The 16,054-nt window shown below is 32.0% G+C and carries 8 protein-coding genes and 1 rRNA gene; all 9 read right to left on the reverse strand.

Translation table 11 applies throughout. From position 1 onward, the window contains the following. Window positions 1-116: 116 nt before the first annotated feature. Window positions 117-4,172 (reverse strand): UvrD-helicase domain-containing protein, encoded by a 4,056-nt coding sequence (locus BM120_RS05040; protein WP_091993794.1) that lies wholly within the window; start codon window positions 4,170-4,172, stop codon window positions 117-119. Continuing rightward, on the reverse strand, window positions 4,172-7,756 hold the full coding sequence (locus tag BM120_RS05045; RefSeq protein WP_091993795.1) for a PD-(D/E)XK nuclease family protein: 3,585 nt from the start codon (window positions 7,754-7,756) through the stop codon (window positions 4,172-4,174). The genes BM120_RS05040 and BM120_RS05045 overlap by 1 nt, the downstream gene beginning before the upstream one ends. After that, window positions 7,747-8,544 (reverse strand): PD-(D/E)XK nuclease family protein, encoded by a 798-nt coding sequence (locus BM120_RS05050; RefSeq protein ID WP_177187372.1) that lies wholly within the window; start codon window positions 8,542-8,544, stop codon window positions 7,747-7,749. Before BM120_RS05050 ends, BM120_RS05045 begins: the two co-directional genes overlap by 10 nt. Then, the gene (locus BM120_RS05055) at window positions 8,537-10,894 is read right to left on the reverse strand and encodes an ATP-dependent helicase (protein WP_091993798.1); all 2,358 of its coding nucleotides are present in this window, start codon (window positions 10,892-10,894) and stop codon (window positions 8,537-8,539) included. Before BM120_RS05055 ends, BM120_RS05050 begins: the two co-directional genes overlap by 8 nt. A 239-nt stretch (window positions 10,895-11,133) precedes the next feature. Further along, complete coding sequence (locus BM120_RS05060; protein ID WP_091993800.1) at window positions 11,134-12,717, reverse strand: hypothetical protein; 1,584 nt, start codon at window positions 12,715-12,717, stop codon at window positions 11,134-11,136. A gap of 186 nt (window positions 12,718-12,903) precedes the next feature. Next, entirely contained in the window at window positions 12,904-14,541 is a 1,638-nt protein-coding gene (locus BM120_RS05065) for a hypothetical protein (RefSeq protein ID WP_091993801.1), read from the reverse strand. A gap of 14 nt (window positions 14,542-14,555) precedes the next feature. Further along, the gene (locus BM120_RS05070; RefSeq protein WP_091993803.1) at window positions 14,556-15,185 is read right to left on the reverse strand and encodes a DUF1700 domain-containing protein; all 630 of its coding nucleotides are present in this window, start codon (window positions 15,183-15,185) and stop codon (window positions 14,556-14,558) included. Next, window positions 15,175-15,507, reverse strand: coding sequence for a PadR family transcriptional regulator (locus BM120_RS05075; protein ID WP_418889363.1), 333 nt, complete (start codon window positions 15,505-15,507; stop codon window positions 15,175-15,177). The genes BM120_RS05070 and BM120_RS05075 overlap by 11 nt, the downstream gene beginning before the upstream one ends. 275 nt (window positions 15,508-15,782) lie before the next feature. After that, a 5S ribosomal RNA gene (gene rrf / locus BM120_RS05080) occupies window positions 15,783-15,899 on the reverse strand. Window positions 15,900-16,054 lie beyond the last annotated feature (155 nt).

Here is a 16,054-nt window from a genome sequence, read left to right on the forward strand (position 1 = left end):
TATCAGTAAATTGCCTTTTCTTATCATTAGCAACAGCTTATCTTAATTATTGGCATTATCTTATTTCATCAATAAATTAACTTATCTAAGCTCACTACTTTTACAGCTGCAATAGCTTAGATTTTAACTAATTCACCTATCCCAAATAAATATATATACTTGCTTTCGACCTCTTTTCCAGATATATCCTCAATCGCCTTTTTATAATACTCCAATTGAATTTTATATCTTGAAACAACTTCACTTAAGTTATTTTCGTCAACATAATCAGTTTTGTAGTCAATTAATATAAGCTTTCCATTTCTATTTTCAAAAAATAAGTCGATAATACCAACCAACATCAGCCTCTCATTATCATTGATATTTTCTTGCGGATATAATTCATTTACACGAATGCTATAGTTGATTGCCTTTTCTCTATATAGCCTTCCCCTGCTCTGAGCATCTAATATTTGCGTAAAAATATCACTCCTAATAAATTTTACTATCCTTGTAGCATTAATCGTGTTCGCCTCTTCAGTTGACAGTATTTTTTTCCCTACTAAAGCCTTTATTTGATTTTCTATTTCCCATCTGAGTCTCGCATTATCTGTCAAAATATCCTTGAACCTAGCAAAATCCAACAGCTGCATTACAAGATGGAAGATTGTACCCTTTTCACTAGAAGAAAATTCCACACCAACTTGTGCAGTATGCATAAAATTAGGCACCTTAAAATCTATATTTCTACTCTGCTTGAAATATTTTTCATGATATTCCTCATCGTCATCGAAAATCTTTTTAATCTCGGAAACAGATATACTAGACGGCTTGCTTGAACTGCTTTCATACCTATATGAAGTATTAAAATTATTCTTCAATATTTCGACTATATTATTATCAATTTTTATATCTTTAGCTACCTCAATATCAGCTTTATCGATTTCAGATCCCTCAATATAATACTTGATGCTTTCAATTCCCTCAATGCTATATTTATGGGTATCATTTTTCTTTAAGTCATCGTTATCAACATCTCCTGCTTTAATATCCGAATTACTTTCATTCAAACGTTCGATGACATTTTCAACCAATTTGCGATGATTCTCTATCAAATTCTTATTTTCAGCAACTATATCTACATTGTTCGATACACCAATAGACCATTTGCAATCACCATAGCCCAAATATTTCATTTCTTCTCCATACACATTAATAAACTTATCTCTTTGTGCCAAATTCACAATAGCTGGCATAATCCAGTCCAAGAAACTGTTCTTTGACAATATCTCATAGCTATCAAGGTTACCATCCTCATCAGTTTGGAAGCTTTCCCACTTCGGTAGCTCATTATTCACAAAGGCTTTAATACCTCCTGTGATTATTAGCTTCTCTTTAGCTCTAGTCATAGCAACGTAAAGTAACCTCATTGACTCCGCCAACATCTCATTCCTATGTGTACTCTTTATTCTATTTTTGATATAGCTGTTATAGCTAACGTTATTTTCAATGTCAAATACAGTAGGACCATATCCATATTTAGAATGAAGAAAAAGATTACTGTCGTCTTGGTTTAGCTTAAACCTTCTATCGGCATTAGCCAGAATTACTACAGGGAACTCCAAGCCCTTACTCTTATGTATACTCATTATTCTCACCAAATTTGCATCATCAGACACATTTTTTGCCTCACCCAAATCAACCGACTTGTTTTTCAATCTCTCAATATAGTTGATAAAGTTAAAAATACCTCTAAATGATGAGCCTTCAAACTGTCTTGCTCTTTCATACAGTAGCTTCAAATTATTCTGTCTCTGTTCGCCCATTTCCAAGACACCTACATAGTTATAGTAATTTGTGTCCTCATAAAGATACATAATCAATTCATCAACCGGCAACAATACAGATTTTTCAATATATCTCTCTAAAGAACTGAAGAAATGAGCTATCTTATTTTTCAAGCCCTCATCAGCATCAAATTCTTCTAAATTATCATTTACTTCCTTTAATGCTTGATAAAAATCGCCATTCCTGTTATGCAATCTAATCCTTGAAAGCTCATTTGCATCAAACTCAAAAATCTCTGATCTCAAAACTGATAAGAGTGGTATATCCTGCATTGGATTGTCGATAATCCTCAGTAAGTTTTCAATCGTGCTGACCTCTAAAGTTGAGAAATAGCCCGAAGATTGATCAGAATAAGTCGGGATTCCAAGCTCGTACATTTTTTCTTCCAAAATACTCGCCTTTGTCTTTAGAGCTGACATCAGAATAACTATATCCCTATACTCAACTCTACGATATTCATTTGTAGCTTTATCAAATACCATAAAATTGCTATCATTATTCTCATTTACCATCTTGTATATGATATTTGCAATATTCTTTGCTTCAATCTCAAAATTAGTCAAATCCTCATTGTCGCTATCTTCTTCAACAGCTTCATTATCCGAATAATCCTTTACAATTTTGGATATATTCGCTTTGTCCTGATTTTCTGGCACACTGTTTTCAATATCTTTTTCCTCATCTGCCTCTGAATTATTTTTTTTCTTTTCGGACAAATATATTTCAATAGGACCACCACAATGACCTGATACCTCAGAGCTCAATTCCTCGAAAAACGCACTCGGATTTAACCTTTCATCATCAGTATAGTCCAGCTCTCCAGTTTCCTTCTTCATTATCGATTTGAAAATATGATTACATCCCTCCAAAACCTCCGCTCTACTTCTAAAATTATTGTACAGCAATATCTTCTTATCCTCGCCAGCATTATCGCCAGTCTTGTAGGTATCATATTTATTCATAAAAATTTCGGGCATAGCTTGCCTAAATCTATAAATACTCTGCTTTACATCACCTACCATAAATCTATTTGGATAATCACAGCTAGAAACCAATGACAAAATTACCTCCTGAATCATATTGCTGTCTTGGTATTCATCAGTAAAAACCTCTTCATACAAATCCTTATATGAATTGGCAACCATTGATGGAACTATCTTTCCATTTTCATCTTTTTCAGATAAAATTTTCAGTGCAAAGCTTTCGATATCTGCAAAATCCATTATTCCCAATGACCTTTTCCTATAGCTAAAAGCCTCACGATATTTCAAAACCAGGTTTGAAAGAGATCTCATATACGGATACACTCTATTATGCTCATCAATCAATACATTCAGCTCAATACTCAAATCATTAATGCTATTTTCCATTTCATTTTTGATATTTTTAAAGACGTCCTTGTATTCTGAATATATAGAGCTTGACTCTTCCGACCATTTCTTCGATGCCCTAAAATTAATAAAATTAGAAACATAATTTTTATACTCATATACTGATTTTCCGACATTGTTCCAAGATTCGATATTTTCTAGCTCCAAAAACGACTTCAATGCATTGTAAACTGATTTTACACCTGAAAACAAATTCACTGCATTTAGATGCATCTTTTCCAAATCTTTGTTTTCATCAGTTATATCGACGATTTCTTTTATCTTTCTAATTCTAGATTTTATAATCAAAAATACGTCTTTTGCAGTCGGAATAAGATAGCTATCTATATAAAACTTCTCATCTTTTCCAACATTGTTAAAAAACTCCGCACTGTCCTCCAGCCATTTCTCCGGATATGGAAATGCACTCACAAACCTATTTATCTTTATCATCAGATTTCCAAGTGATTCGTCGCCATTCTTATTTCCATACCATTCAAATATCTTCAACAAATCTTCATCATGAGAATTATATAGGTCATCAAGTAAATCCTCCAAAACCTCTGCAGAAATAATCCCTATCTCTGTTTCGTCAGCAACCTTAATATCAGGCTCCAAATCGATAACGTGAAAGTTCTCTCTTACAATTTTTCCACAAAAAGAATCTATAGTAGTTATATCTGCCTTGCTGAGAAGAATCGCCTGTCTTTGAAGATGCTCGTTTTCCGGATCTGAATCCAATGCTTTTTCGATTGCAATTCCAACACGCTCCTTCATCTCGGCAGCAGCGGCTCTGGTAAACGTAACGACCAATAGCTTGTCTATATCAATAGGCTTTTCCTTGTCTATTACCAATTGAATAATTCTCTCTATCATTACGGCTGTTTTTCCAGAACCAGCAGCTGCAGCTACTAGAAGATTACTTCCTCTACTGTCGATAACCTCTCTTTGTTCTTTTGTCCACTTAGTAGCCATCAATCTTCCTCCCTTAGCTTTTTAGTCATAAGAGCCAAAATATCATCATATTGATTTCTGCTCACCAATTTTGAAATATATCTGTATCGATTGCCCTTTAGCTTATCATCAAACCTACAAACTGAAATATATTCACAATAATCGCAGGGCACACTATTCGAAAATTTCGCTGGCATAATATCAATATTTCCAGAGTAAATATCCTCACAAATTTCCCTTGATTTTTCAATGACAAACCTGTCAACAATTTCGTACTCATCTATGGTCAAGCCCTTACTATTTGAATTAAACCTTCCATCCTTAGTCATTTGAACTGAAACAACCTTAGATTTTGTCCCATTATTTTCAAGCTTTTTATCGAATAGCTTTACCACATCTCTGTCCTTAATAACCAATCCATTCAATAAATTTTCAGATAAATCTCTATCAACAAAATCCTTACTCTCCAAATTCATATACTCACTATGATTTTCAATTCTACTTATCTTGCTATTAAAATTTGAGTAGAAAAGACCCGCCGGCTTCATTTTTTTATTCTTATTCAATCCCGTAATGGCATTCATATAGACAAACAGCTGTAGCTGTAATCCATTGTATACTCTATCCAAATCAATACTTCTAGTAGATGATTTATAATCTATCACAGAGCAATATCTTTCACCATCTTTTTCAGCAATATCTACCCTGTCGATTTTTCCACGTAGCTTGATACTTTTACCATCATCCAGATCGACCACTATTGGTGGAATCGAATTTTTTCCAAGGAATCCAAACTCAACCTCAAAACTATTTGGATTGAAATCGCCCTCTCTAATCTGTCTAATCATTCTAGAAATACTCTTTTCAAGTCTTGAATTTATACCTCTCGCAAAATATCGATATTTTTCAGATGTATTTAAAATATAATTTCCAGATCTTTCAAATATACTTTCACTTATTATGCCTATCTGATTTGAAATATAGCTTTCACTGATATCTCTCCAATCCAAACCATCCTTGGCTATATTCTTTGAAAACTCATCCAAAATTTTATGAGAATAAGTACCAGAATCCAATGGCGAAAAAGAGTATATTTCCCTCTCCTTTGCCTTTAAACCATATGTCATAAAAAACGAAAACGGGCAATATGAATACTTTTCAAGCCTTGACACACTATAGCTTCGGCTATTATACAGCTCATTCGCCATAGAAACGCTCAGTTTTCCAGCACTATTAAAATAGTTTTTTGCTCTGTATGCCTTGATCAGCTTTTCTCTATAATCAGAATCATTGTAAAAGAAATAAAAAACACTTTTCCATGAGTTGTCTTCCTCAACTTTTTTTATATTCCTTATCAGCAATTCAAACATCTTATGTTTATCCATAGCTTCAAGATTTACAGTATTGAAAGCATCTATAACATGAGTAGTAACCTTTAGAGTAGGAAATATTCCACCCAGCTTTTTAATCAAGGACGACGGTCTAAGTGATTTCCCCTCCAGACTTGCAAGAGGATAAGATATGTATAGCAAGCCCTTGGATGAACTCATCGCCTTATAAACAAGAAACTGCTCATCATAGACCTTACTTTCAAAATTTGAGTCGAATACAACACCACTCTTATTCAGCTTTTCCTTATCATAATCACTAATCAGGGCATTGTCGCTTACAGTCGATGGGAATATACCATCATTTACACCGAGTATAAACAGAGCCTTTGTATTTGGATTTTTCATTCTATCAATGCTTGTAACGAGAACCTGATCTCTAGCTGGAGGTATTATACCTAACTCAATTTCTGAAATATGGCTTTCCATTAAGTTGATAAATTTTTCAATGCCAATTTTTTCATCACCCATAAACTCCACAAGCTCATCAAGCATCTCCACAAAAATATTCCATACCTGAGCATATTCCTTTGCCTTGTACAAATCCTCTCTGGACTCAAAATCAGCAATTATTTTTTCTAGAGCTTGAGGTAATTCAATCTCTAATGTAAACTCATAAAGATATTTACAAATTTCTGCAACAGTATTTCTCCCCTTCAGCTTTTCACTCAAATTTGATATTGGAGTCATGACACTTTCTCTGACTCTATTTATATCGTTAATTTCCTCTGACAATTTTTCTAAAGCTGCCTTATCATCCTCTGCTTCCACATTTCTGCTGACCTTGTCTTTCCAAATATCAAACCACTTCCTGCCCTTTATCCCATTTGCCAGCACAAAATTTTCCAATTTATGAACAGAATCGTTATCAATATTTACAAGACCACTTTTCAAATATTGAAAAACAGAGGAATAGGAATAATTTTCTTTCTTCATATTCAATATCGAAAAAATCAATACTATAAATGGATTATTTTTCGCTGAAATTTTCTCATCAAGGAAAATATTTACTCCACTTTTCTCAAAAACCCCCTTGATAATGTGTGAATACGTATCCATATTTCTTGAGCATATAGTGATTTCGTTATATCTAAAGCCCTTCTTTTTTACCAGCCTTTCGACTTCGTTTAGTACAAAATCCACCTCATCATAATAGTTTCCAAATTCATCAATTCTAATTGGTAAATCACATTTTTCACAAAAAACCCTAGGTCTAAATTCACTAATATTTTTCTCTAAATGTAGTAAAGCATTATTATCTACATTTTTACTATTTACAGTTCTATTATTTAGAGTTTTACTATTTACAATTCTATTATTTAAAGTTTTATTATTTACAATTTCATTTTCTATAATTTTGTTATCAATAATTTTATCATCAATATTTTTATTTTCTAAACAGTTCAAATTTATATCTTTTAGTCGTGGTATTTTATTTCTCCTACAGATTTCATTTATTTTTAAATATGAAATATTAGTCTTTGAAAATACTCCATTTTTTGAGCTTAGCCTTTTTAGATCTGTAGTTAAGGAAAAATACATATTCTTTGAAATCTTTGCCAAATTTTCGATAATATCATACTGTAGTGGCGTAAAGCCAGTATACTCATCGACAAAAATAGTAGCACCACTTAATTCCTCTAGCTGTGAAATCTTTCTAGCCAGCACTCCATAGACATCCTCTGTATCGAAATACTTGTTTTCAATTAAATTTTCATATGCCTCGTATACTTTTGAAATATCTGATAATTTGCACTTTAACGCCTCGTCATCAGCTTTTCTAGTCATAGCCTGCAAATCCTGAACTGTCATATTATTCTGCTTAAGCTCTATTATCATATCCAGCAATTTACCTACAATGCCTATTCCAGTTTTTGAGGTTTTAAATGTCTTCAGTTCACTAGCCACAGAATCCACAGCCCTGCATACAATCATACTTCTCGCACTTTTACTTATTTTTTTTTCTTTTAGACCACCTGCCTTTGTAAACACAATATTTCCAAGTGTGGAAAAGCTGACGACTCTTATTCTAAAATACGGATCTTTATTGTAGAGAAGTCTATCACTTAGCTTCTTTTCTATCTCATAGGTATACTTTTCAGGAACCAGATAGTAAATCGGCTTTTCATCAAATTTTTCTGCTTCCTCAAAGCAAAGATCCAACAGCTTATCAGTTTTGTTACAATCCATTCTTCCTATTACAAAGCCTATTCCCATACTCTATTCTCCTGAATTTCCTTTATAGTTTTTACAATGTATTCGCCATACTCCATATGTCTTTGCTCCGAATATTTTACAACTACATTATTATCCAAATGAGGCTGATAATAATGCATTGAAATATTCGCTTTATCTATATTTTTTCCAATTCCCTCTCCGCAGGCATAAAGATATACAACCGTTTGCATTTTCCTATTTGCATCCATTTCTCTAATCTCTTTTCCCTCGGTCTTCCAATCCCAAATATCAATCCTTTCAAGCTCTGAATTACTCAAGTCTTTAAAAATGAGAATCAATAAATCATAAATGACAAAAACTCCATTATCCAGTGTCATTTTGTACTCTGGAAAAAACTTAACCCTGTCGCCATAAGTATTTTCGTACTTTTTTTTCAGCCGATATATCTTTCTTAAATTTTCAACCTGAGAGCCTTCAATCAAACCGTTGGACAGATCCTCAGACGTAAAAGGCTGTATACCAATGAAAACTCTCTGACAAAGTGTATGAAAATCACGTCCAAAGGTCATTTTTTCCTCGAACTGTCTATCCTTGTCAGAATCATCACTCCAAAAGATATCCATTATATACTTTTCAAAAAACTCTCTTTTACTCCTGTTCCACGTATTGAATAAATTTTGACTAAACACCAAATTCTTTAATCTATACTCCAAACGCTTCTCATCAACCATCAATAATTTTTCTCTTTCCATGTCTTTATTGTCGACTGACGAATCATTTATATTTGTCTCATTTTTATTCTCAATACCTACTTTGTCATCAATCATTTCTAATTCTACCTCTAACACCATCTATTTTACGTTTTAATTCAACAAAAAACTCAGAATCTTTTTTTGTCAGGTTTAAGCTGATGCTTTCAATATATTTCTGTCTCGAATTTAGCAAAAATAGACTTTTCTTTGCTCTCGTTATTCCGACGTACAGCAGTCTAACTCTCTCAGCAACCAAATCCCTTTTCAGACCAATTTCAAAATACCCTACATCCTGTGATAATCCATTCAAAATATTTTCTATCTCCATATTTACAAATGCTTCCGGATACCTGTAATCATCTCTCAAATACTTTCTATCCATCCTAAAATAATCAGTCAGCTTTGAAGGAAATTCACTGTCATTGATTCCAGTAATTATTACAGCATCCCATTCAAGCCCCTTTGATTTGTGCAAGGTTGCGACCGTTATACTGCCTGGCTCAATTTCCTTTTCACCCACATCGTAAATTCCAGCTATAGCACTGTCAAAAACTCTTGAGTACCTACTGTCAAAATATGGCAATAAACTATTTAAATCTATATTTTCAAACCTTGTTAGTCTATAAATATAGAAAAAAATATACTTTGACAGCATCCTTTCCTCATCACTTAGATTGAGACAAAAACAAATAAATTTGATCAATTTTCCCAAATCGGATTGAGAATGCTCACAAATATCCTTCACACCATCTAAAAATCTATCAAAATTTCTAAAAAATGCGTGTTCAATCATATCATCTACCCTAATAGACAAGCTCCTAAAAAAATCCCTTCGCTTATCCAGTGAATAAACTATGCCTTCAATATTGGAGTACAATTTATCAGCATTAAATTTTAGACTCGACTGCTTCAGCTCTATTGAGCTGGAAGATTCGCTAGATTTCAAATTTAAATATTCTCCAAAAAATCCCAATATACTTGTTTTATCCTCATCACTCAGCTCAATGCTTTCCAGCCTTTGTAAAAAGCAATTATCCAAAATTTCTATAAAATTTTCAGTCCTTGTAGGGAATATTAAAAATTCCAAAATTCTGCCGATATCACTAATCAATTTTTTTCTATGCTTTGGATTTGAGCCTATCTTCTCATGAGTAATTTCTCTCGCTTCCAAATTCTGAGAAATTGCATCTACCTCATAATTTGAAAAGGTTAAAATCCCTAAGGAAAAATTAGGATACTTTTCCTTGTAATAATTACAAAGAGCTACGATCTTATCCAGCTCTTCGGAGCCATTTGACACACTGCTCGCATTTATCAAATATTCATCTGAACTCGGATTTTCCTTGTATCCCTTTCCTTTTTCAACCTCTTCAATAAACAAATTCTCAAGAGAGCCATAGTAAAGACTATCCTCATCATCATTTACAAACTCCACCAGTTTATTAGCCAAATCAATAATATCCCTTGAGCTTCGACCAGCCATGTTCATATTAAAGGAACGGTCTGCATTTGAACAAAAATCAATAAAATGTCTTGGATTTGAGCCTGTAAACGTACCTGTAATACTCTGATTGACATCACCTACTCTAACCAGATTTTTCGATGATTTTTTTCTATTACTCTTACCATCTGCAATAATGTCGATTATCTTTCCTTGAATCAAATTGGAATCCTGACATTCATCCTCAAAAACATACAGATACTTCTCCTGATATTTTTTTGCAATACAGGGATTATTTGCCAAAATATTGTACGCCATCAAAAGGATGTCATCATAATCCAGATATCCTTCTAATCTTAGACTCTCCTGATAGCTCGAATATATCGGCGAAATTAGAGTCAATATCCCCCTATAGCTTGAAGATGTTATCTCCCTCAGCTTTCCATCGTCTATATTTGCATATTTAAGTAGGCGTATTGAATCCCTTACTAGAAAATTAAACTCCTTTTCCCATTTTTCGATAAACTTTTTATTATCTCTTTTCTCTTTACTGATGAAAAAAGTTAGCTTCTTATCATTATCGTCAATTTCTCTAAATTTTTCTATGGAATCGGAAATAATGATTCCTTTTTTTATATCATCTATTATTTCAAATTCATCCTCAATCAACGCCAAATTTGAATTTTCCTTGATTATCTTCATTGCAAGAGAATGAATAGTCATAACTTCGAAATTATTGCTGGATATTTCATTATCACTCAATATTTTTCTAATTCTCGACTTGAAATTATTTGCAGCAGAATTCATATAGGTCAAAACCAATATTTTTCGCTTATCCCCCTTGGAGCTCATATTACCCAATAATTTCGCTACCAAATTCGTAATAATAAAAGTTTTTCCAGCACCCGGTACAGCTTGGATTCCCATTGTACCAGAAGTGTACTCCATTATTTTCTTTTGATCTTTTCTGTATACAATACTCATAAACCATCATACCTCTCAACAAGCATTTATCATTATAACCTATCCATTTATTTCTATAATCTGTAATCTATAATTAAATACATTATTCTATATATTAGATATTATATATTAACTATCAAAATATTACTAAATACTTTTTCCTGTATATTAAATACAATCTATCAAAATATTACTAAATACTTTTTCCTGTATATTAAATACAATCTATCAAAATATTACTAAATACTTTTTCCTGCATATTAAATATAATCCATCAAAATATCTCTAAATATATTATCCTGTGAAAATCCAGAAATAGATAAATCAGATTCCAAAATGTAGGTATTTATATTCGTGCAGCTTGCGTTTATTAAATCTAAAAAGCTATCTACCTTCAATTTCGTAAAATACTCCATATAATCGTTATACACTTGTACCAAATTATTGTCATCTATATTTGATAGAGTTTTGTCATCAAAAAAAGCCAACTCTGTAGATAATAGAGATTCAGCCCTAATATCATATACAGAAGAAGAGGCATCAAAGAAAACATAGTGATCTCTGATAACCTTATACTCCACCAAATTATCAATATCTATAAATAACACTGAATCCATGGCAATATTTTCGGAAATTCTCTTTTTACTAGAAAATATCGAAATGCTCTCCTTGATAAATTTCAAATAAAGCTCAAAGCCTCCAAGAATATCAAGTACTTCGTACTCTTTCAGCAGCTTTGAAATCTTTTCAATAGTTTTAATTCCAATTTCATCTTCTTCAAAATACTTTTTATAAATAAATTTTAGAAATTCAGAATTATTTTCTATTTCAGATGAGCAAATTTCGTCAACAATGGCTTTAAAATAATTTTCAAGATTTTCCTTTATATCAAAATAACTCAACCCATCATTAAAAATCTTTGTAAGCAATACTTTGTCCTGTTCATCAACCAAAAATATGCAGTTATTCTTTATAGCCAAAACTGAGATTGCAAAGCGACCTATGTCTGTCTTTCCCACCTCATCTACAATACCGGCAAAATCAATTTTAATACCATTCTTTTCAAATACATCTACCATCGTATCATAATAAAAAGGAGTCAGCTTTGGCACGACAACACAAATATCTCCAGCATTTATTTTTTTCTCAATTATAAGCTCAGATACAAGTGATTCAAGGCCTCTGAGCATATCGAAAAAAGTATCATATCTTATATTAATATTTTTTTTACTTTGTATATCATTATTTTCTTTACTAACAGTATCAGTATTCTTACAATCGACCGTACCTGTATCTTTAAGATTAAGCATATCAAGATTTTTTTGATTGTCCTTGATATCATCTATTTTCATTATATCTAAACCAACTGTATCGAGTTTTTTTCTATATTCAACATATTGATTCATTCCAGATAGTTTTTGAAAATATAATTCGATCATAAGCAACCTATCGAACAGTTTATTCTTTTTCAGAATAGACCGATATTCCACTATTACGTTCTTCATATCAACATATGTCTGTTGATCTCTCTTTGAAACTCTAAATCTCAATATTCTATCAGAAATTGCCTCGACAGGAATATTTTGATGTACAGCTTTACTCATCACCTCGAATACTTCATTCGCAATAATTATGTTGCTTGCATTTACCATTTTGAAATATCCGTCAAAGGTTCTTCTCTCGTCGATAATTTTGCATAAGAGAGAAATCGATAAATCTCTGGACAAAACCTTTGGAAATATTCCATTTTCTAAAATTGACCAAAACAATTTTACATCCTCAATAATTGAATAATCATCAATATTATTTTTTGTCATATTATTATTCAAAACACTTTTTTCCATTAAAACCACCATAAAAATTCTTTTAAAATATTGTAATCGATACACGAAACTGCTAATACAATTATATCATAAAAACAAACAATCTAATAATAGGACATAATAAATTCAGTGTCTTTTAGTTATTCTCACAAAATAAAAGATCCCTCTATGGAATATTTCCATAGAAGGACCAGAGTAATCAGCTCTCTAATCGACAATTCTCAAGCTCTTTGCATCAACCTCAATTTTAGGGTTCTCCACAGTCTTAGAATTATCTGAATAAATCAAGTGTCTTAAGCTTCCATCATATTTCTTATCATTTATCCTCTGAAGTATCTTATCATTAGAAATCTTTCTATATAAAATATATTTTAAATCAAGCTCATCAGTTGTGCTTATTTTCAAATTCGGATTAAAGCCATCCACAACAAATAATTTTGCTCTATGATTTGCCGAATTGATTTTAATAGTATCAGATACTCCTTTTCCAGCGACAATAAATATATCAAAATCTGAGTTAACAGTTGAAGCTCCATTATAACTATTATTTTTTAAGTTTGTATTAAAATGAGCTTCATCTTTTTTGAATATATCGATCAAATTCTTAATATCTTGATTATCACCTGATTTTGCCTTTATATTATCATAAAAAGAAACATTGCCAAGCTTATTGCTTTCAATATCACTCAAATCAGCTTCCATTTGATCCAAATCATCATCATAAGATTCATCATCACTCTCAGAATTTAACTTCTGAAGTCTCGATAAATGAGCAGATATTTCTCCTTTAACCGATTCAAGAATGGCTTCCTCTCTATTTATCTTCTCATATTCATCATATCGAATATCAGAGTCGCTTGATTTTATTTTTTCGTCCACATTTACTAAAATTTCATCAGCAACCTTTTTACCTTTAGAGTTTAACTCAATCAAGGATTTTGAGGCAGTATTTACCACCAATGTTTTAATTTTCAAGCTATTATCAAAATGCTGTGAAGAATCTCCATCATCATCAAATGAATATTCATTCTCATAATTGAAATTCAATACAGCCTTATTATTTTTTACTTCAAATCTATCTATTTTGCTTTCAGAATTGATTTTTCTCATTATAGAAGGAATATACACATTGTCAGATATAGAGAAATTTTTCACCATATCCTTATCAATGTTTATTCCACCAATACTATTGAAGCCATTAATGGATGCCAAATCTACATTGACAGAAGTCGGCAAATACACATCGACAACATTATAAACCTTTTCGTATTTTTCCCTATTTTTTATATCACTTTCGTAACCAGAGTTATCATCAAAATATGGATCGTCCACACTTATATTCAACCAATATTTTTTAATCTTTGCACCATGACTGGCAGCCAAACCAAGAGCACTTTTTACAGTTTCCTTTGCCTCTCTTGTGTTTTTTATCAACGAAAAATAGTGATCATTGTTTTCTGCTCTATAATTATTATTTAGAGCATCTATATTTAGGTTCAGCATTTTATTCTTTTCATCTACACCCAAAGTTAATACACCATTATCTACATTGGCTGTAAACACTTCTTTTCCGACCTTAGAATCCACCTTTACAATCGCCCTATTATCATTAGATTTTTTTATGTTCAATATAGTTCTTTGTGAAATATCATTATCGCTAAAAAGATTCAGCTTTATCAATTTGACAGCTTTGTCAGTGTCTAGAGCATCTTCCTTGACCACTAGCTCATTCTTCTTTTTTTCGATATATAAATTAACCTTATCTACTGCGGAGTCAACCGTAAAAATCGATCCAACAATACCTACAATCAGTAAGCAACACGCAATTATAGAAATCTTTTTCATCTGTCTCACCTCTACTACTTTATTTTTGTACTACGAGAAATATATCCATATACTTTTTTATTAATAAAAACACCAAGCTTAACTAAATAAAACCCTGCTATTGCAACCAAAATTAGGACAGAAACAATCGTTAACATCGGAAATAATGCAAAAAACTTAATTTCCCCAATAATTTCGTAAGCTGCAAACAAGTATGGCATAAACAGCAACATGAACAACCCAACACCAATTATAGACAAAGCACTAAAGACAACGACAGGAAAATATATTACATCGAATAGCGCAAGAGCAACTTTCTCAAAAAATCTAATAAAACCATGAAATATTAAATCTACCTGAAATCTTTTGTCGGTGATTATTCCATCATTTATATCGTTTCTAGTGTACATATCATTTCTATCACGCACATCATCTCTATCGTATATATCCATTTCTTCTACAATCTTTTTGGGATCTCCAAGAGAATCTACCAGCTCCAACTCGCTTTTCCCTTCAATAATTCCATCGGTAAAATACTCTTCGTAATCTCTGACTATATCCTCAATTTCCTTTTCATCAATATTACTATATGTTTGTCTCAAGTTTAATCTCAATTCGGATAAGAATTCCTTTTTATTCATTATTCTTTCCATACTATTCACCATCAATCCCCCTCCTTAAAATCAAATCTACACCTTTTACAAAATCATACCACTCTTTCTTTTGTTGATTCAAAAACTCTATTCCAGATTCGGTTAAGCTATAGTATTTTCTAGCAGGACCACCACTAGAATCAACCATATATGTTTCAAAATATTTCTCCTTTGTCAATCTTCTGAGAATAGGGTAAATGGTTCCCTCATTTACATCCATACTCTCGGAAATATTTTGAACAATTTCATAACCGTACATATCTTTATAATAGATCATCGCCAACACACATAATTCCAAAGCACCCTTCCTGAATTGTGTATTCAAATATCTCACCACCTTATTATATATTTCACGGTTTTAAGTTGAGTCTATAATCGCAACTCTTTAGAAATGTGTTTATATTCACCTCTATTACTACTCTTTATTAGTTTTTATTAGTTTCTATTAGTTTTTATTAGTTTTTATTCTTTTTATTACTATCTTTTTATCGCTTCTCGTAGTTATATTTTTAAAACTACTATGTATTGTATATTACTAAGTATAACACACTATTGTTTATTACACAATAGTGTCGCAGAAAAAAACTCTAGCATAAACTAGAGCCAATCACGTGGCTATGTCCTATTCTTCCAGGCAGCTTCCCACCAAGTACCTTCAGCGCTAAGGAGCTTAACTTCTGTGTTCGGAATGGGAACAGGTGTATCCTCCTCGCTATAATAACCACATATTTAATTGAAGCTTTTATACATCACCATATAAATATGATGTGATTGTACCTTCAAAACCGAATATATTAGCTTCCATCTATTTCTTGGTCAAGTCCTCGATCTATTAGTATTAGTAAGCTAAATACATTGCTGCACTTACACCTCTAACCTAT

This window comes from Peptostreptococcus sp. D1 (assembly GCF_900112955.1).
Taxonomy (GTDB): Bacteria; Bacillota; Clostridia; order Peptostreptococcales; family Peptostreptococcaceae; genus Peptostreptococcus.